Genomic DNA, 19,706 nt, shown 5'->3' with positions numbered 1-19,706 from the left:
CGGCTATTAGCCGTCAAATTTTATTCAAGTCTAAAAATAAAATATTGCAGATATAGTTAAGACTTATTCAATTCGCGATCATCTAATTTTATTTATCTTAATGTTATAGCCAAATGATGGAGAATGATGAGTCAACATGCGCAACAACCAATCAAAAGTACTTTTCTCTATTGTTTGTTTGTTCGCAATTTCGTTTACCGGATTTTCGGCTTTTTGCGTTTTTTGACTACCTGGTGCTTGCAGCTTTGCAAGCCTGGGTGGGGAATAAATCCGTAAAGATTCGGTAAAGTGAAAACTAGTTACGACGTTTAGGAGTTCGGCATTCAAACACACTACATTGATCACCTGCATGACAAGATCGTTAAAATTTAGATTGTAATGATCTGACTTTTTTTCAATAGGGGCTATACCTTGTTGAATTAAAGCGGACTTGACCTTTTCTTCAAATAGCAATGCATTATTACCAGTTTCGTTTTTCAACCTAAAAACAACAACCTCTGATCTTCCATTAATGAATGGCCGACTAGTTGTCATTGATACTTGAAACCCCAGCTTACTGTCATTTATGTCCTTTCCAGTTCGAATATAAAATAACGGTGGAACAGCTTTATTTTCAGGTAGCTCAGGATAAATATGAATTGATTTAGACGCTAATTTAGGAAACGTTGAAGTAATCAAACTAGATCTAGATAATGAAATCAGACAGTTAGATAACTCACTCATAGTTTTGGGTTGTTTTTTATTTATACATTTCCACACTTCTGGAAGCTTAGCAGGGTATTTGATAGACAATGGTATAGTCAATTTCAACCCATATTTCACCAAGTGGTTTATGACAGACAGTGTCGGGATGGCTTTTATTGGAACTGAATTGTTAGAACAGAAGGCGTGAACCAACTCTTGTCTGTTCATGAAACTCATCTGGTTATCAACAAAAAAGTTTATCTGCCTTTCCACATGATTTGCACTTTCAGAGGTACTGTTTAGCGAAAGTATTCCGTTGTCTGAATCAATTTTGCATTTGACGGATTTACACACTGACACCGACAACTTACTAGATATTATGGAGGTTAAATCCAAGCCCCTCATTTTATAGCTGTGGATATTATTTGCACTAAGGGAATGATCTGGCGTCACTAACTTACTGATCTGGCATACCAAAGCTGACGAAATACAATCATTTTGTATATTATTTTGAAATAAATGCTTTACACGCTCAGCAATAAAGTTTGCATACCCTTCTGCGGCTAAGGTCATATGACTTACGTCTGTATCGGACACATTAGCTGCAACCAGTGCGAAAATAGGAAGATTATTTCCGTCCGCATAATTTTTATTCCCGACGTAATAATTGTTCAATTCGCTGCCTAATAATATTAATTCGTTTCCACCCCTAAATGAGGATTATAGTCCGTGGACGATTAAGCAACAAGAAAGGATAGTCTAGTTTTTACATCACTTACAAATTTGTATGAACAGCATTAGGTCTGATGTCGGAAATTTGATCAAAGAAAAAAGGATTAAATCAGGCTTATCACAAGAAGCCTTTGCTCTGCTAGCTAAAGTTGATAGAAGCTATATGGGGAGGATAGAGCGAGGGAAAGCTAATATCACTATCGAATTGTTATACAAGCTAGCCTTCGTACTAAACTGTGAAGTCTTTGAGCTGCTTCCTAAATCCACAATAAAATCAATCGACTGACTGAATCTTTAGCTACTAACTTCATAGCCAGACACTCCTAGCTTTCCGTCAAAAATATGCACAGTGAAAAATTATATATGTCTTCACTTTTTGGAAAGATTACATGTAACGACTAGATTTTAATGTCACAACTAGCTCTGAACTTTATTCCTCTAAAGCGTTACATATAACGCTGTATGTGGGCAATATCCGCAAAGAAATTACGTTGCCTAAATTCCAATATACTGTTTGCGGTGAATAGATTACAGTGCACTAACTCATACAGTTACGAATTCTAAGTTCAACCAAAATCTAACAGTCCGCAGCATTCCATTTTCAGCCTCAGTAGTAGCTGTTTAAGACTCAATTAAGCGAATGGCAGACATATGCGATAGCGAAAGTGCAGAGTTCTAATTGCTCATAGCCGACCTTCTCAACACGTACTTAAATCCCATCACATTAGTTGAAGCTACGTTAATTCACTTTTCCCCAAATTACTGAGAATTCTCATTAACACTAAAATAAATCATTGGAAACCAGCTCATAATCAAGTGTAAAGTATTGTTATCAATAAATTATGTTGGGAGTTCAGGAATGAGTATGACAACATGTTGAACAGCAATAACTACATTGATATTGACCTGAATGTGAAGGATCAATACATCTATCGAATTATTTCGATTGATCGCTTGTTTGAGCTATTTTCGAATAAGGAAAATGTATTGGTTAGCCCAAGAAAATGGGAAGATCCATTCGAAAACTTTATATTAAAGTCAAAGGCTCGCCTACCCAATGGTGAAATAGTAGATTTTGCGTTTAGAGATGATTTCTATGGACAATGCTGGTCTCGCCATAAGGCATCAGATGCCATGTGGAGAATTTACTCCCCAAAATCTAATGGTGTAAGAGTAAGAACAACCATTCCGAAGCTTGCAAATAGCTTGGCTACAGGACTTCAGCCTTGGCAAAACGTTCAGTGCTTTATCGGAAAGGTAAAATATCTAAATAACAAGAAAATGATGGAGTTTGCGAATACTGTATTCAAGGAAAAGACCAGTCCCGAAGCATATGAACTTGCAAAAACACTCCTTGTTAAGAGGCCGGCATTTAGGCATGAAAATGAGGTGCGTCTTTTATATTTCGAGAAAGAAAACGGCAAGCCTCATGGCATCTATAAATACGCTATTGACCCTCATGATCTAATCGATCAAATAATGATTGATCCAAGGGTTGATTATCAGGAATTTCAAAAAATTAAAGTTGATATTAGATCCAAAACCAATTTCAAAGGCAGAATATTAAGGTCATTACTGTATACTCCTCCAAAGAACATGGTGTTTCCCTTTTGAGTATATATGGCCTATCAAGGCAAATGCGCTCGGACGCCAAAAAGCGCCGTTTCGCTTTGCTTTTTTCCTCCGGATATTTGCGGCGTTATGCCATAAAGAGATGAATCGAGAATGAAGGAACTTGACTACTACTTTTCTGCATTATTTGAACAATCCAATCGGATTGATTACATCAGGTATGTTTTGCTCACAATGACAATTACGTGCCTTTCTTATTCGATATTCGCTCATGGCTACCCTTTATACGCTGCCGCAATTATGGCTCTTGTTTTCCAAGTAATCTCCTGGTACCTGAAATCGAGGGTCGCAAGCATCCGATATCTGGCAAACGAATTTCAAAAAATCAGCATGCTTTACCGCGCATACGGGGAAATACCGAGTGAATTTCAACTATCTCATTTGAAAGCTTTGGTAAGCGATAAGATTTCGTCAAGAGTCCAAAATAAAAAGAACAACGATGCAAATGAAACCGAATACAATTTAGAAAACGCAGAAAGCGCAAGAGAAATTTTGCTATCGATGATGCACGAAAATAGTTATTGGAACCATCATCTTTATAAAGCTGTTTTCGTAGTCATTTCTGCCAGTCTATCAGTCATCGTTATCGGCTTGGTGATTACTTCACTATTCGCTCTGCCATTAATGAAAATCGACCCTGAATACACTATTCCGAGGTTGGCATTTACGTTTTTATCTTTCTCATTAATCTATGAGGTTATAGAAAAGGCATTAAAAAGCCATTCATCCTCAAAAATAATGCTGGAAATTGACAATGAGCTTACGCGCTCAAGAAAAGATATTTCTGAAGAGCATCTACTTAAAATATTTAATCAGTATTGCGATATCAAAGAATCAACACCCGATATTCCCTATTTCCTGTACAAATCAAACAGGGCGAAATTAAACGCTGGGTGGAGTAGTAGAGTTAATCTGAACAAAAACATAAAAAATGCATAACATGACCATAAACTCGGCCCATAATTGTACTCAGTGAGGACAAGTTAGAACTTATTCAATTAAAGTCCAGCTAATTTTCCGTAGGTTATCTATGAGAGTTATCATAATTCGACTGTGTCTGTAGCCAAAAGTGGCGAGGCATTCCCGAAAATAGCTCTAGCTTTTCCGCAAGATCGTTTGTAATACGAACCTTCTCATTTAGGAAGTCAACAAATTGCTTGTCAGAAAGGCCTAAACTGCTAGTAATACCTTTGTCATCAGCTATTTCAGATCCGACTTTATGCAAAAATAATTGTTCAAAATACCGAGCCGGATGCAGCGCTTCTTTGTCATGTGGAACGTTGACGAAATAGCCTCTTAAATCACTATCGATACTATCCCCATCAACCAATGCATCAATGTCTAACTTCTGATTATCTGACATAATTCCTCCGATTATCTGTTTCTCAACTACTTAATCTTGAAGTCGATGCGAAATTGATTTGAAAATCAATCTCCTAGTTTAATAGCTTGGAATTTGGAAAAATTTCGCGCACCTGTCGCAGTACAGCTTCTATTAGAAAATCTTTTGATGAAGCATTCCTTCGAAGTTCGATCTGAATTCGCCTAGTATCAAAATGACTAATCAATGCATCATCAAAACCGCCTTCGAAAAGAAGGTCATCGATTTCATCCAGAGATAAATTGGTTTCTCCAATCTCAATTGTCACCGTAACGTCGAAATTTTTCATGTATAAATATCACGTAATTAACCAGCTTAGATAATGGCACAGTCAAATTAGTCAAAACAAAGGAAATATCAAAACTCAAACATAACAGAAATCTGTAGCATTCATTAATGAGTTTAACCAACTGTTGTTCAACAAAGTGAGACTTTCCAGTCAACTTACAACTATTGAATCTACCTGCGGGCTTTTTACTAACCGACGGAAATTTAAATAAGCAAACTCGTGCGTATTTATTTTATCTGCAAAAACTGTCTAAAATAGGGAAAACAATATACACACATACACAGTGTATATATCAACCAGCCCCTATTAATAGTTCGATTCCAGCTGGGGACGCCATTAATTGCGCAACGTTTCTGCTTTTTAGTAAAGATGCTTATACACACCGTCGCCTGTAATATTGAAGAATTTATTATACTTTGGTTGTAATTTAGCCAATTTAAGTAATACTCTTCAAAACAGGAGAGCATTATGACTTTCGATTTCCCCCCACCTGATAACGCTGATAGTTGTTCCGAAACAGCTGAGCAGTGCCCATTTTCTGAAGAAGAGTGGGATGCTATTGAAGCTTTAGCGGAACCCGGTGCCATTTACTAAACGATGATTTTTGGAATTTAATCCCCACTTTATAATTACACTGCAATCGACGGTGCTGCTGTTCGTTGCGCCCGGTGATATATCGAGCGGTTATGCTCCATAGACCAACGGGGCAGAAATAGCGTATAAAAGATAGAGAAGTAGCTTATACGGGGATTAATATGAGCCAATTTGAAAACGACGATATCGATTCGTTTTTTGCAGAAATGCAAGATGTAAAACCAATCGCTTCAGATGATAAGGCTTTATTACACGATCCTGTAAAGGCGCTCGCTGAAAAACAAAAACGAGCGGCTAGGCAGTTAAGCGTCCGCGAAAAACTCGCTAACCCACTGAGCATGGAAGGTGTGAAGCCGGTACCTCCTGATGATTTTATACACTTCCAGCAGCCCGGTATTCAAGACGGCGTTTTTAAAAAACTTCGCCTTGGTAAATACCCTCTAGAGGCCAACGTAACACTTTCAGGGAAAACCTTAGAACAAAGCCGAGACCTGATTTATAGCACCATTAAATCTAGTCACGAACGCGGGGTTCGTGTACTGCTCATAAAACATGGAACAGGTGAAAATAGCAAACCCTTTCCCGCTTTGAAAAAAAGTTATGTTAACCATTGGCTAAGAGAACTAGACGAAGTCATTGCCTACCATACGGCTCAACCCATGCACGGAGGCTTTGGTGCTACATATGTGCTTTTGAAAAAGCATCCGCAGCAGAAATTAATTAACAGAGAAAAAAATAAGAAAGGATAAAATGAGAGGCAAGAACTAGTTGAGTCAGCTTTGCCTTTTTGGACTTGTCTTTAGGTGTAACTTTTAGGCTTTTTCATGAAGCGCTATATGCTGAACGTTTTTATTACTCCCTAATGATTAACGCCCGTATCAAGCAACTTGATACGGGCGTTAGAATTTTTCTTTCAGACTACTTAACTGAAGACTGCACACTTAGCGTTGTTGGAGCTTCGGCAGACTTCGCAGATGTGCTAAAAACAGCAGTTACGAACATCAGCACCACAGCTACAGCCACTCCGGTTAAGCCAAACCCTTTAGAAGAACGATTCATCGGTCGTCTCTTATTATTTAAACCAGCTGGCACATGCCTTTCACTGGTACAACCCTAACTCAACTCCTGTAACCTAATCGCATTCCTTGCTTGCATTACAATAGATCAGTGACAAACTGATGACAAGGGCAAAAATCAAATTTTTGACACTTTGCCAAAGCTTTGACACCTATTTATGGTATCAACGTATATTAAACAGTATTTTTTCGAAAGATAAACAGGGGTTTCCCCCTGTTTTTATCGAACTAACCGTGCTTTGTTACCCAACAAATTTACGGGCATTTCTGAAGATACGCATCCACGCACCGTCTTCTTGCCAATCGTCTGGACGCCACGAGTTTGCCACGGCTCTGAATACACGTTCAGGGTGCGGCATCATGATGGTGCTGCGTCCGTCTAGTGAAGTTAGACCTGTGATCCCCTGCGGTGAACCATTCGGGTTTGCCGGATATTGCATGGTTGGCTTGCCGTAGTTGTCTACGTAACGCATCGCCACCTGCGCGCCTACTTGTGACAGCGCGTTGTCATCGGCAAATTCAGCCTGACCTTCACCGTGCGACACAGCAATAGGCATACGCGAACCTGCCATGCCATCAAGCAGCACAGACTTAGACTCCATCACTTCGACCATTGCAACACGAGCTTCAAATCGCGCCGACTGGTTGGTCACGAAATGTGGCCAATGCTCAGTACCTGGAATCAGTGATTTAAGGTTCGATAGCATCTGACAGCCGTTACACACACCTAAGCTGAACGTATCGTTACGGTTGAAGAAGCCTTCAAACTGGTCGCGAGCCATGCTGTTGAACAATATAGATTTCGCCCAACCTTCACCTGCACCTAATACATCGCCGTAAGAGAAACCGCCACAAGCCGCAAGGCCCGCAAACTGTTCGAGGGTAATGCGACCAGACAACACGTCACTCATGTGCACATCGATAGCATCAAAGCCTGCACGGGTAAATGCAGCCGCCATTTCTAGATGCGAGTTTACGCCCTGCTCTCTTAATATCGCCACTTTTGGCTTAACGCCTTTGGCAATATAGGGCGCTGCTACGTCTTCGTTTACATCATAAGACAACGCAGCATGCAAACCTGGGTCGGCAGCATCTTGCTTTGCCGCGTGTTCTTGTTCAGCACACTCAGGGTTATCACGCAGTTTCTGCATTTCAAACGTGGTTTGTGCCCACGTTGTACGCATTGATACGCGGCTATCTGCAAGTACAGCAACGCCACCGCGACTAAACTCAATCATGTCGGTGCTATTAAGCGTACCGATATCGTGAGTCAATTCAGTTAAACCGAATTCAGTCAGTACTGCGTTAACGGCATCCATATCGCTTTCAAGCACTTGGATTACGCCACCTAGTTCTTCATTGAACAATACGGCAATGTCGTTTCCAACTAGGCTATCAAGGTTAATGCTTACACCTGTTTTACCAGCAAAGGCCATTTCAGCAACGGTGGTAAACAGGCCACCGTCTGAACGGTCGTGATATGCACACACCAAACCTTTTTCAATTAACGTCTGCATTGCGTCAAAGAAGGCTTTAAGGCGAGTTGCAGAGACCACATCTGCTGGGCTATCACCAAGCTGAGTATAGACTTGTGCCAGGCAGCTCGCGCCCAAGCGATTTTTCCCTTCGCCCAAATCGAGTAGCAGCAAGTGACTTGCGCCTTTGTCTGTACGTAGCTGAGGCGTTAGGGTTTTGCGAATATCTTTTACTGCACCAAACGCTGAAATAACCAGTGACAGCGGAGAAGTCACCGCTTTATCTTCACCGTTGTCATTCCATGCCGTTTTCATAGACATAGAGTCTTTACCCACAGGAATGGTTAGGCCTAGCTCTGGGCAAAGCTCCTCACCCACTGCTTTAACCGCTTCATAAAGACCCGCATCTTCACCTGGGTGTCCAGCTGCTGCCATCCAGTTTGCTGACAGTTTAATGCGCTTAATATCGCCGATGTTTGCTGCGGCAATATTGGTTAACGCTTCACCCACAGCAAGACGTGCAGACGCGCCGTGCGATAGTAACGCGACAGGCGTACGCTCACCCATCGACATCGCTTCACCGTGGTAGGTGTCAAACGCTGTTGCAGTAACCGCCATATCTGCCACTGGCACCTGCCATGGGCCTACCATTTGATCGCGACTTACAAGGCCGGTAACCGAACGGTCGCCAATGGTGATAAGGAAGGTTTTCTCTGCCACGGTAGGCAAAGATAAAATGCGATTTGCTGCATCACTTAAGGTAATGCCTGCCTCGTTTAGCGCTGGCGAGCTAACCTTGGTCGAGCTTACGTCGCGGTGCATTTTAGGCGGCTTGCCTAAAAGTACATCAAGAGGCATATCGATAGGTTTGTTGTCAAACTGGCTGTCGTTCAGGTTGAGGTGCTGCTCGACAGTGGCTTCACCAACCACAGCAAACGGCGCGCGTTCGCGGGCACAAATTGCTTCGAACACTGGCATATTTTCAGGCGCGACAGATAAAACATAGCGCTCTTGAGATTCGTTACACCATAGCTCCAGAGGTGTCATACCTGGCTCATCTGACAATACTTTTCTAAGTTCAAAGTTACCGCCGCGGCCACCGTCATTAACCAGCTCAGGCAGTGCATTTGAAAGACCACCTGCGCCCACATCGTGGATAAACTGAATAGGGTTGTTATCCCCTAGCTGCCAACATGCATCAATCACTTCCTGACAGCGACGCTCCATTTCAGGGTTGTCTCGCTGTACTGAAGCGAAGTCTAAATCTTCGTTTGACTGGCCAGATGCCATTGATGAGGCTGCACCGCCGCCAAGACCAATGTTCATTGCAGGGCCGCCAAGCACAATAAGCTTAGCGCCTACCGTAATTTCGCCTTTTTCAATATGCTCGCGACGAATATTACCTAAACCACCAGCTAACATAATAGGTTTGTGATAGCCGCGCACTTCAACACCGTTGAAGCTATTGACTTCTTGTTCAAAGGTACGGAAATAACCCAGTAGCGCAGGACGACCAAATTCGTTGTTAAACGCTGCGCCACCTAGTGGGCCTTCAAGCATAATATCAAGGGCGCTTACAATGCGCTGTGGCTTGCCGTATTCGAATTCCCACGGCTGTTCAGCACCAGGAATACGTAAGTTAGATACGGTAAAACCAACCAAACCCGCTTTAGGTTTTGAACCACGACCAGTAGCACCTTCATCACGGATTTCACCACCAGAGCCTGTTGCCGCACCTGGGAAAGGTGAAATTGCCGTTGGGTGATTATGGGTTTCTACCTTCATCAAAATATCAATATTTTCATGATGGTATTCGTATTGGTGTGACTGCGGGTTCGGGAAGAAACGACCTGCTTGCCACCCTTCCATTACCGCTGCGTTATCTTTGTAAGCTGAATACACATGATCAGGTAACAACTCGTAGGTGTTTTTGATCATTTTAAACAGCGACTTTTCTTGGTCCTCGCCGTCAATGGTCCAGCTAGCGTTAAAAATTTTGTGACGACAGTGTTCAGAGTTTGCTTGCGCAAACATATAAAGTTCAACGTCAGTCGGGTTTCTGCCTAGCTTAGTAAAGCTATCAAACAGGTAGTCAATCTCATCATCAGCTAAAGCAAGGCCTAACGACACATTTGCATTAACTAGCGCGTCTTTGCCTTCGCCTAATACATCTACACTGGTAAAAGTATTGGCTTCGGTATGTGAAAAGAGTACCGCAGCTTCATCAGTATTGGTGAACACTGATTCGGTCATTCTGTCGTGTAAGAAACTAGCGATAAGCGCAAAATCATCTTCACTCACACCGTTTTCTGTTTCTATATAAAACGCACAACCACGTTCTATGCGGTTGATATTTTTTAGACTGCAGTTGTGAGCGATGTCGGTGGCTTTAGAAGACCAGGGAGAGATAGTGCCGGGGCGAGGAGTAATGAGGAAGAAGGTTCCAGAAGGGGTTTGTGCTTGCCTCGCGGGGCCGTAAGTGAGCAGCTTCTCGAGTATCTCTATTTGCTGCTTAGACAAATCACCTTGGGAATCGACTAGGTGAACATATTCGCTATATAGATTTTTAACCCTAACGCCGGATTGACCCAGCTTTGCAATCAGTTTAGTTTGGTTAAACTCTGATAGTGCAGGAGCGCCTCGAAGGACCAACATATTGATTTACCTGGTTTGTTAGAAACAACGACCACCAATGCGACGCGTTGCCTCTTGGATTGATGAGTATTTCGGCGCGGATTATAGAGTAATTATGCGCAGTAAGTAACCTCATAACGCGCTTACATGAACTTTTTTTTAAACTTAGATGGTTTAATGACAACAAGTAAAGGTCTATGCAGTCACAAGACTATAAAAAACGATTAAAACAACAATTAATAATCATATTATCTATTGCTGTTATGAGCTGTGGCGTTCCTACAGTCCCCACGGCCTTGTCTTCATTACTGGAACGGGAGTCTATCCGCGTTGGAACGGTTTATGGCGCTGGTACTTTTTATAATGGTGCGGAAGGCCCACAGGGGTTTGAATATGAATTATTGGCTGGGTTTGCAGATTACCTTGGCGTGACGCTCGACCTTTACCCCTTCTACAGCTATGAAGTCATGTTAGAACAGTTAGAAGAAGGTAATCTGGACATTGTCGCGACAGGCGATGCGGTAACGCCTTCACTTAAAAGTCGTTTTGCTTATGGTCCAGCCTATCAACACGTTCAACAAGAGCTCGTCTTCCAAGCAGGGACATCGAGACCTAGAGACTTATTAGAACTTGATGCCCCTATTGTTACTGTGGCGGGTAGCAGCCAAGCTCACTTACTGTCTAGTTTATTAGGCCAGGTAACCGACCAAGCAAGTGATAGTGAAAGCCCAATAATAAAAACCCAACTTGTTACCACAGAAGATTCTGACTCCGAAGAACTGTTACAACAAGTTGCCAATGGCGACATTGCCTATACGGTAGCAGACAGTAACCGTCTAGCCCTTCAACGCAGGCGATATCCTAACTTAGCCGTGGCAAAAACCCTTAATGAAGATATGCCGATGGCGTGGGCGCTCCCATTACATCAAGATGACTCCGTGAAAGCTGCGCTGATTGAATATTTTGGTACTGTACATCAGTCAGGCTGGTTTACGGTGTTAGAAGACAAGTACTTTGGCCATATTCGCCAGTTTGATTACGTCGACAGTCGTGCGTTTAATTATGCCGCCGAGACAGCACTTGCCCAATACAAACCCTTATTTCAACAGTATGCAGGTGAATTAGACTGGCGACTGCTTGCGGCCATGAGTTATCAAGAAAGTCACTGGGACAGTGACGCTATCTCAAGAACTGGCGTTCGCGGTCTAATGATGCTCACCATGGATACGGCAAGTGACTGGAACGTAGATGACAGAACCGATCCTGAACAAAGCATTCGCGGAGGCTCTCGTTATTTTGCCAGTTTGCTCAATCGCATACCTGCGCGAATTAGCGAGCCAGATAGAACCTGGATGGCTATGGCGTCGTATAATATCGGTATGGGCCATTTAGAAGACGCACGCATTCTTACCGAGCAACAAGGTGGCAATCCAGACCTTTGGGTAGATGTAAAGCGTCGCTTGCCACAGCTTAGGCAAAAGAAATATTACCGTACTACTCGCTATGGCTATGCAAGAGGCGATGAAGCGTTACAGTATGTAGAAAATATTCGTCGTTATTATGACAGCTTAGTATGGTTGGACGAACAAGGAAAAATTTGACGCAGTTCACCTTACTTCTCTCTTGAAAACTGTCATTTCGATGTCATCTTTGTACTGTACCCTAAAAAGAAGTTAGTCAGACACTGACTTACTTTCTCAGTAATAATTATTTTCTCAACGATGACAAGCTCCAAAAGAGCTGCAACTCTTAAATGACAACATCTCTCGAATAACGTGAGACTTGTTCAAATAAAGAGAGCTGTGCACAACGGAAGAAAAGTGGTCACGAAAAACATAAAGTGGCCACAACGCGAGAAAGGAGAACAAATGAAAAAAAATCGATTTATGAAAAAAGGAATAAAATTGAAAAACAACAACAGACGCAGACTTATGCTCAAGCGTTGTCACCAAAAAGTACTTCAGCGCCGCAAGCTTTTTGTTACCAGCGATATGTTCACTCAGTTAACCCGTACGCCTGGCTAAGCCACCTCTATGCCATCTGGTTCACAATGATTGACCATGTAACCGGTACATACCAAATGGGCGAAAACACTAATAAGCACAACTTCAGGCAACGCTATAAATTAGCTTGAAGCATCACCCTCTAGCAGTCTTTTCGCCTTTTTGGCAGCCTTTATTTCTTTCCTGCGCTTGCGAAAAAAATCTGACAATTTGTTAGCACATTCGTCAGCTAATACGCCAGATACAACCTCAAGTTGATGATTAAGCGCAGGATGTTGCAATAAGTTCATGACCGAGCCCGCAGCGCCTGTCTTCGCATCCTTTGCGCCAAACACCACCCGCTTTACCCGTGCATGTACCAGCATACCTGCGCACATAGAGCAGGGCTCTAATGTCACATACAACGTAGCATCAATAAGACGGTAGTTTTGCACTTTGGAAGCGGCCTCTTTAACGGCTCGCAGTTCTGCATGGGCAGAGGGGTCGTTATCTGTTATCGGGGTATTGAAGCCTTCGCCAATAAGCTCACCGTTTAACACCACACAAGCACCGACCGGTACCTCACCAATCGACTCAGCCTTATCGGCAAGCGTTAACGCATGCCTCATCCACATGACGTCTTCTTCAGTGGCGCTCTGCTCCATTGAAATTTCACTTAACGGCTCTTGCTCGGCCGCTTTTTCTTGGGTTTGCTTATTTGCAAGGTCAAAGCTCGATGTTGAAAGGTTGCTATTTTGGTCACTCATTCGTCAATTTTGCTACTTTACTTGGTGAAATTAGTTAACAATTATTTTGTATTGACCTAAGTAAACATCCTAACTCTTTAGAAAGTAATGACTTTTGTCACTTGGCAACTTAATTGCAAACTCTCATTATAACACTGCTGAAGTGATGGACTTACCTGGTTACATTTTTTACTGAAAACCAAGTTAGATAACCGCTATAGTACCGTAAACGAGGCAGTAATTTTACCAATAAGTATTTGACTAAATACTAGGTGAATTAGGCAATAGGCCACATTTTCACCTACACTCTTTTAAAGCCATTTGTGAGGGATACCACCGTGAATATGACCGCGATTGCAATAGTAGCCATTTGTGCTTGGGCATTAGTTTCCATTGTCGATAGTGCAAAAGATAAAAGCAAAAAGAAATTGAACAGCAAAGAAACAGATGCTTACAAAGCGGAAATTGCAGAACTTAAGGAGCGAGTTTCCGTTTTAGAGAAAATTGTGACAGACGAGCGTTACGACTTAAAAAAGCAATTTGCGGATTTGGAAAACGACCGCGTCGCTTAGCGCTCGTTTCCCCGTCAGCGCGCTAGATTAAATAATGCTACGTTTAACTGCGCGCTAGCTCCCTTCTAATAGTTTGCGTTCCGCCCGCTCTACGCGACGGGGCTTACCTGCAATTACCAGCACGTCGTGAGCTTGCAAAATAGCGTCTTTGTCTGGGTCTTTAACTTCATTTCCATCTCGCCTTAGGCCCTTAATCGCTACTCGCATTCTCGAAAAATCAATCTCTTTTATAGCTTTGCCAATACAGGAAGCGTGTTCGGACAACACCACAGCATGGATAAACTCTAACTTGTCTTCTGTACCGTAGGTGATCTCTGTTGTTTCTCCCGGGTAAAAGCCGTGCATATGATCGTAGCGACCTTTTCTCTCAGCACGAACCCGTTTCAAAATGCGAGACATCGGCACGCCGGCGTAATGCAGCACCTGCGATACCAACATCAAGCTCCCCTCTTGCAGCTCTGGCACGACTTGATTGGCACCCGCGCTGTATAGGCTTTCAAGTTGGTAGTCTCGTTTGGTACGCACCATAACATCTGTAGTGCTCGTAATGCTTCGGGTCTGCGTTATCACCTGCTTGGCCTTATCGACTTGATCAAACGTAACAAGCACAAGCTTGGCACCTTCTACATTGGCATTAATCAATATATCTTTTTGACTCGCATCACCGAAGATGACGGGCTCTCCCGCGTTTCGACTCTCGTGTACTCTGACAGGATCCATATCTATGGCAACAAAATGAATGCCTTCCATTTTCAGCATGCGAGCTACCGACTGTCCAACGCGGCCAAACCCACAAATAATGACGTGGTTGGTTAACGGTTCTGCATTACCAAAGCTCACATTGTCATCAAACGAGATATCCTTGTTAACAATACGCCTTGCTATAGTGACGCTGTTATTCATAAGCCACGGGGTTAACGCCATACTGATTACACCCATACACACAATCAGCGATGACTGCTCTGACGTTAACACGCCGTGTGTCGTAGCAAGCGCAGCAATTACAAAACTAAACTCGCCAATCTGACAAAGTTTAACCCCAGCAGACCAGCCATCTATTGCATCGGTTTTAACTAATAGAGATGCGCCTCTTACTAAAATGACTTTAGCTATCATCAAAGCAAAAACGCCAAAAACAATCTCAAACAGGCTGTTCCACAGTACAGTGAGTTCTAACTGCATACCCACGGTAACAAAAAATAACCCCATTAAAATATCTCGAAACGGACGAATGTCGGCTTCAAGTTGATACTTGTATTGGCTTTCCCCCAACATCATACCCGCCAAGAAAGCGCCTAGCGCCATGGATAGCCCGAAGTAATAAGTTAGCCCTCCTGCCAATAAGGCAATCAATATAGTGGTCAGAACAAACAGCTCGTCAGTCCTTGTTCTTGCTACCTCTCTAAACACCCAAGGTAGTAACCACTTACCCACTGACATTAGAAACGCAATGACAAACACACCTTTAAGCAACGCCTCGCCTAAAGCTAGCGCAATACTTACTTCACCAGTCTGGGCTAAAAGAGGAATAGCAATTAGGAACGGAACCACCGCTAAGTCTTGAAAGAGTAAGATACTCACCGCTAATTGTGTACGCCTGTTATTAAGAATGCCCATTTCAGTAGCTTGCTTAATTACAATAGCGGTTGAGCTTAACGCCAGCGTACCACCAATAATGATGGACGCACTCATTGGAATGCCGAAAAACAGAGGAACACAGGTAAACACTGCAGTAGTGAATAACATTTGCCCGAGTCCCACGCCAAATACTAAAGAGCGCATTGCCAACAATTTAGGTAACGAAAATTCAAGACCTAGTGAAAAGAGTAAGAACACTATGCCTACTTCAGCGAGCAGGTGCATTTCTTCAGGGTGTGCAAACACGGAAAGTAATTGTGGACCAGCGAGCACGCCGGCAAAGAGGTAAGCAAGAATTGGAGGGAGATGAATGCGTTTAAATAATGCGACCGCACATACCGATATGAACATCAATATCACGATATTTAAAAAGCTCGTCCCCACACTACCTCCTAAAACTACATAAACTTCCATTTGTAAAACAAGCGCGATAAATCACGCGATTTTACGCTTTAAACTAAAGACTAGTGCCTGAAACACTTTGTTGGCATCTAGTTTGCAAAATCCCCTGTGTAAATGCAGATCCGGCAAGTTTTGCCGCTGTGATCGCCATAAATTCCGCGAAAATGCAGATGTGGCCACAGAAACGTCAGGGCTTTGACACTTGTTTCTTTGCATATCAACGCATTTTGTATAGGGGCACTACTGTGGATTTTTCAACGTCAGTCTACGATAGCACACAACATAACAATTTTTACCCTGCTGAGAGCACAGGTAAATCACTCTCTTTTAGTGAATTATCAGGCTTTATCACGCAGCTACTTTCTACTCTTGAACTACAAGAGTTAGGTGGCGTGTATTTTCAGCAGCTAAACACGTTGTTACCTATTGTCGGGTTTAGCTTGTCTGACTTTGACTCGCGTTGGGTGTATGGTAATGCAAAGATATCGTCAACACTCATTGATTTACCACTACAAGGTGCCAATGCCGTTAATGGCGATCAAGCTCATGTCTATTATTACATTAGTTCACCCTTGTCGTTATCGCAACGGGAGAGTCTATTCCAACTGCATGATTTATTTGGAAAACAAGTAAAGCACGCTCTTTCATTAATGCGTGTGCAACAGATGGCGACTAAAGATGTGTTAACTGGCTTAGGTAACCGAGCGGGCTTTGAGCAGTCAATGACAAGACAACTCGGCTGGGCGCAAAGACACGATGATCCTTTCGCACTTTTGGTGATCGACTTAGACAACTTTAAGTATGTGAATGATAATTTTGGTCATGGCGAAGGTGACAAAGTACTTGTCCATGTTGCATCACATTTATCTAATGTTCTGCGGGATGAAGACGAAGCATTTCGCTATGGCGGCGATGAGTTTTGTTGTTTGCTAGACTGTCAGTCGCAACAGCAGCTAGCTTGTGCAGCCCAGCGTATTCAGATGAGTATCAACAGCTCTAGCTACTTATCTCGCTTAGGCGTATCAACCAGCCTTGGCGGCGCGATTTATCGCGACGGCGATACGATGAGTAGCCTATTTGACCGTGCTGACAACGCCCTGTATCGCGTGAAAAATTCTGGCAAAAATAGCTATCACGCAGCGTAACGTCGCGATTCGAATTTATCAGGATGGCGGCAAAGCAATGCCGCTTTTGCACTTTATTGCCATGGATACCATTAACAAGAGTATCTAGCCCTTTCAAAAAAAGGCACTTTTAGTGCTACATAGATTCAGTCGAGACTAAAGGTTATTTCTATATCTGGCGCTTTGCGCTGCAGGTAAACACAACGTCCTTCAACAATCAGTGCGATAGGCTCGTCGTTAATAAAGATTGCCGGCACGCCGTTTCGCTCCCATCTTGGCACGCGCCATACCTTAAACCATTCTTTCAGCAACTTAGATACGTTCGCATTTTCTGGCTTTACTTTAAGGTTGCGAGCATTGGTTTGCAGAGAAACGGTATCTTCTTCTCGCGCTTTTGGCACTGCAATTCGAATATGGCCTCTAAGCCAAGGAAGCGCGATATCTTGGTTGGGAGCTAATTCTAGGTTTTGCGGTACTTCATGAGTAGCGTTCACCACCCAATAAAGGTCTTGGTCAAACCGTATTACCCTGCCCCATTTAAAGTTCACTTCAGGAGTTGCGTCGTGCTTTGCCTTTAGCATTGCGAGAACTTGGTCTGTCTGTGCTTTTGACGGCGACAGCTCGCCTTGAGCTCGAAACCACGCGCGAATGACCATAGCCTGCCACGGTAACGACAATGCAGCGAGTTGTTGCCCGTCGAGCCTGAGATCTGTGCGTTTACAATCTTCAAAATATTTTTGGGCAGAATCGCTGACTAGTGCGCTTTGTTCAGCGCAAAGCTCGGCGCTGCGCCCCACGGTTTTGGTTAACTTAGGCCATCGCGCCAGCAAGTGAGGTATAATTTCGTTCCTTAAGAAGTTCCTATCAAAGCTATTTTGCTGATTAGATTCATCCTCAACCCACTGCAATATTTCCTCTTCGGCATAAGCCACAATCTCGGCTTTCTCTAGTGCTAGCATAGGGCGCATTATCAAGGTGTCACCTCGGTACTGGACTTCTCCCATACCCGCTAAGCCTTGAGGACCAGCACCGCGTTTAAGCTGAAGCAATACGGTTTCAAGCTGATCTTCGGCATGTTGTCCTAAAAGCAATACACCGCCTATTTGGGTACACACTTCTAACAGTGCGTTGTATCTAACCTTACGCGCTTCTGCTTCCAGGCTTTTTCTCGACCCCGTATCAACATCAACTCGATACAAATGAAATGCTACGTCTTCAAGACGACACTGTAATTCGCAGTGCTTTGCCCACTGTTCAGCATTATCACTTAAACCGTGATGTACATGTACAGCATGAATTGGGCTATCAAACTGTTCCCTATACGCAATAACGGCTTGGAGCAGAACGGTCGAATCCACACCACCGCTGTAAGCAACGACGAGTGGCGTTTGACGTGGTAGCTTTACATCGGTGAGAGATGTCGCGATGCGGTTGACGATATGTTCGATTGTTGGGGATTGTAGAGGGGTCACAGACCGGTAATACCTTATTCTTTCAACGCTATATTTTACTGAGGTTTAACTTTGTATTTGGCTAAGCACTGGCTTTCTAATACCACACTTTCTAATAAGACACTTTTTAATAAGACAAAGGGGTTGGTTACCTATGGTAAACAACCCCCATGTTCTTATGCGACATCACATGAACCAACATGAATTAAGCCACTGCTCGCGAAATTTTATATCAAGCGTCTAAACTGATAGAGCGCAGGTGGACATAGCGGCTAATTGCAATTTTATGCTGGTTTTCCTAATGAAATTAGCAATAACCGAACGACATCAAACGCTGGTAACGCTCTTCCATCAATTTAGTCTTATCTAGCTCTTTAAGCTGGTTAAGCTGCTGCTTAATGACGGCCTTCAAATTAGCCGCCATGCCATTATGATCGCGATGCGCACCACCTAAAGGCTCTTCAACAATACTGTTAATCAGACCTAGCTCTTTAATTTGTGGCGCACTTACGCCCATCGCTTCAGCAGCGAGTGGGGCTTTTTCTGCGCTTTTCCACAAAATAGACGCACAACCTTCTGGTGAAATCACCGAGTACGTAGAATATTGAAGCATATTAACGCGATCGCCAACACCAATCGCTAGTGCACCACCTGAACCACCTTCACCGATTACGGTACACACAATTGGAACAGTAAGCTCGGCCATTTCGAATAAATTTTTCGCGATGGCTTCACTTTGGCCACGCTCTTCAGCACCAACACCTGGATACGCTCCCGGCGTATCGATAAAAGTGATGATAGGCATGTTAAAGCGCTCAGCCATCTTCATAAGACGCAAAGCTTTACGGTAGCCTTCTGGTTTAGGCATACCGAAGTTTCGCTTAATTTTTTCGTTGGTGTCACGCCCTTTCTGATGACCAATAATCATCACCGGCTGATCATCTAGCATTGCTGGGCCACCAACAATCGCTTTATCATCAGCGAACGCGCGGTCGCCAGCAAGCTCGTCGAATTCGGTAAAAATACGAGGAATGTAATCTAACGTGTATGGACGCATTGGGTGACGTGCAAGTTGAGAAACTTGCCATGCGCCAAGATCAGAAAAGATCTTTTTAGTCAGCTCTGCGCTTTTACCGCGAAGCTTATTGATTTCTTCTTCAATACCAACGTCAAACTCGCCACCTTGATTCACCAACCTAAGCTCTTCAATTTTTGCTTCTAGTTCGGCTATGGGCTGTTCAAAGTCCAAAAACTGTATACTCATTTCATGTCCTATTCGTACTACGCTCGTCTA

18 protein-coding genes are annotated in these 19,706 nt (G+C 43.2%); 9 read left to right on the top strand and 9 right to left on the bottom strand.

The genetic code is table 11. The features are described 5' to 3' along the window. Positions 1-78 precede the first annotated feature (78 nt). Positions 79-1,359, bottom strand: coding sequence for a hypothetical protein (locus tag MHM87_RS05600; RefSeq protein ID WP_239258013.1), 1,281 nt, complete (start codon positions 1,357-1,359; stop codon positions 79-81). Between the two features lie 112 nt (positions 1,360-1,471). On the opposite strand from MHM87_RS05600, the gene MHM87_RS05595 reads away from it, so the two are divergent. The 3 genes from MHM87_RS05595 (at position 1,472) to MHM87_RS05585 (ending at position 3,987) form a co-directional block, all read left to right on the top strand. After that, the gene (locus tag MHM87_RS05595; RefSeq protein WP_239258012.1) at positions 1,472-1,702 is read left to right on the top strand and encodes a helix-turn-helix transcriptional regulator; all 231 of its coding nucleotides are present in this window, start codon (positions 1,472-1,474) and stop codon (positions 1,700-1,702) included. A 587-nt stretch (positions 1,703-2,289) separates the two neighbouring features. Continuing rightward, positions 2,290-3,030, top strand: a complete 741-nt coding sequence (locus MHM87_RS05590; protein ID WP_239258011.1) for a DUF2971 domain-containing protein — start codon at positions 2,290-2,292, stop codon at positions 3,028-3,030. 111 nt (positions 3,031-3,141) lie between these two features. Then, positions 3,142-3,987, top strand: coding sequence for a hypothetical protein (locus MHM87_RS05585; RefSeq protein WP_239258010.1), 846 nt, complete (start codon positions 3,142-3,144; stop codon positions 3,985-3,987). Between the two features lie 85 nt (positions 3,988-4,072). On the opposite strand, the gene MHM87_RS05580 is transcribed toward MHM87_RS05585, so the two are convergent. Both MHM87_RS05580 and MHM87_RS05575 read right to left on the bottom strand, forming a co-directional pair. Continuing rightward, the gene (locus MHM87_RS05580) at positions 4,073-4,411 is read right to left on the bottom strand and encodes a hypothetical protein (RefSeq protein ID WP_239258009.1); all 339 of its coding nucleotides are present in this window, start codon (positions 4,409-4,411) and stop codon (positions 4,073-4,075) included. Between the two features lie 73 nt (positions 4,412-4,484). Then, the gene (locus MHM87_RS05575) at positions 4,485-4,718 is read right to left on the bottom strand and encodes a hypothetical protein (protein ID WP_239258008.1); all 234 of its coding nucleotides are present in this window, start codon (positions 4,716-4,718) and stop codon (positions 4,485-4,487) included. Positions 4,719-5,186: 468 nt separating this feature from the next. On the opposite strand from MHM87_RS05575, the gene MHM87_RS19860 reads away from it, so the two are divergent. Beyond that, complete coding sequence (locus MHM87_RS19860; RefSeq protein ID WP_262385737.1) at positions 5,187-5,312, top strand: hypothetical protein; 126 nt, start codon at positions 5,187-5,189, stop codon at positions 5,310-5,312. A gap of 161 nt (positions 5,313-5,473) precedes the next feature. Next, complete coding sequence (gene smrA, locus MHM87_RS05570) at positions 5,474-6,061, top strand: DNA endonuclease SmrA (RefSeq protein ID WP_239219880.1); 588 nt, start codon at positions 5,474-5,476, stop codon at positions 6,059-6,061. 169 nt (positions 6,062-6,230) lie between these two features. On the opposite strand, the gene MHM87_RS05565 is transcribed toward smrA, so the two are convergent. Both MHM87_RS05565 and purL read right to left on the bottom strand, forming a co-directional pair. After that, complete coding sequence (locus tag MHM87_RS05565) at positions 6,231-6,371, bottom strand: hypothetical protein (protein WP_162889815.1); 141 nt, start codon at positions 6,369-6,371, stop codon at positions 6,231-6,233. 259 nt (positions 6,372-6,630) lie between these two features. Continuing rightward, positions 6,631-10,518, bottom strand: coding sequence for a phosphoribosylformylglycinamidine synthase (purL, locus tag MHM87_RS05560; protein ID WP_239258007.1), 3,888 nt, complete (start codon positions 10,516-10,518; stop codon positions 6,631-6,633). 176 nt (positions 10,519-10,694) lie between these two features. On the opposite strand from purL, the gene mltF reads away from it, so the two are divergent. Continuing rightward, complete coding sequence (mltF, locus tag MHM87_RS05555; protein ID WP_239258006.1) at positions 10,695-12,098, top strand: membrane-bound lytic murein transglycosylase MltF; 1,404 nt, start codon at positions 10,695-10,697, stop codon at positions 12,096-12,098. 267 nt (positions 12,099-12,365) lie between these two features. Beyond that, entirely contained in the window at positions 12,366-12,521 is a 156-nt protein-coding gene (locus MHM87_RS05550; protein WP_014975860.1) for a hypothetical protein, read from the top strand. A 101-nt stretch (positions 12,522-12,622) separates the two neighbouring features. On the opposite strand, the gene tadA is transcribed toward MHM87_RS05550, so the two are convergent. After that, positions 12,623-13,246 (bottom strand): tRNA adenosine(34) deaminase TadA, encoded by a 624-nt coding sequence (gene tadA, locus MHM87_RS05545; protein ID WP_239258005.1) that lies wholly within the window; start codon positions 13,244-13,246, stop codon positions 12,623-12,625. Positions 13,247-13,569: 323 nt separating this feature from the next. Between tadA and MHM87_RS05540 the strand changes: the two genes are divergently transcribed. Next, positions 13,570-13,797 (top strand): hypothetical protein, encoded by a 228-nt coding sequence (locus MHM87_RS05540; RefSeq protein WP_014997581.1) that lies wholly within the window; start codon positions 13,570-13,572, stop codon positions 13,795-13,797. Positions 13,798-13,851: 54 nt separating this feature from the next. On the opposite strand, the gene MHM87_RS05535 is transcribed toward MHM87_RS05540, so the two are convergent. Continuing rightward, the gene (locus tag MHM87_RS05535; RefSeq protein WP_239258004.1) at positions 13,852-15,819 is read right to left on the bottom strand and encodes a cation:proton antiporter; all 1,968 of its coding nucleotides are present in this window, start codon (positions 15,817-15,819) and stop codon (positions 13,852-13,854) included. 263 nt (positions 15,820-16,082) lie between these two features. Here MHM87_RS05535 and MHM87_RS19975 point away from each other — a divergent pair, with 263 nt between their 5' ends. Beyond that, complete coding sequence (locus MHM87_RS19975) at positions 16,083-16,982, top strand: GGDEF domain-containing protein (RefSeq protein WP_014975856.1); 900 nt, start codon at positions 16,083-16,085, stop codon at positions 16,980-16,982. 125 nt (positions 16,983-17,107) lie between these two features. On the opposite strand, the gene tilS is transcribed toward MHM87_RS19975, so the two are convergent. Both tilS and accA read right to left on the bottom strand, forming a co-directional pair. Beyond that, positions 17,108-18,433: a tRNA lysidine(34) synthetase TilS gene (gene tilS, locus MHM87_RS19970; protein WP_239258003.1), complete on the bottom strand. Its 1,326-nt coding sequence runs from the start codon at positions 18,431-18,433 to the stop codon at positions 17,108-17,110. A 286-nt stretch (positions 18,434-18,719) separates the two neighbouring features. Then, positions 18,720-19,676 (bottom strand): acetyl-CoA carboxylase carboxyl transferase subunit alpha, encoded by a 957-nt coding sequence (gene accA, locus MHM87_RS05520; protein ID WP_014948567.1) that lies wholly within the window; start codon positions 19,674-19,676, stop codon positions 18,720-18,722. Positions 19,677-19,706: the final 30 nt, after the last annotated feature.

This window comes from Alteromonas sp. Cnat3-28 (assembly GCF_022348265.1).
GTDB lineage: Bacteria > Pseudomonadota > Gammaproteobacteria > Enterobacterales > Alteromonadaceae > Alteromonas > Alteromonas macleodii.
This window is presented reverse-complemented; position numbering and strand designations above follow the sequence as displayed.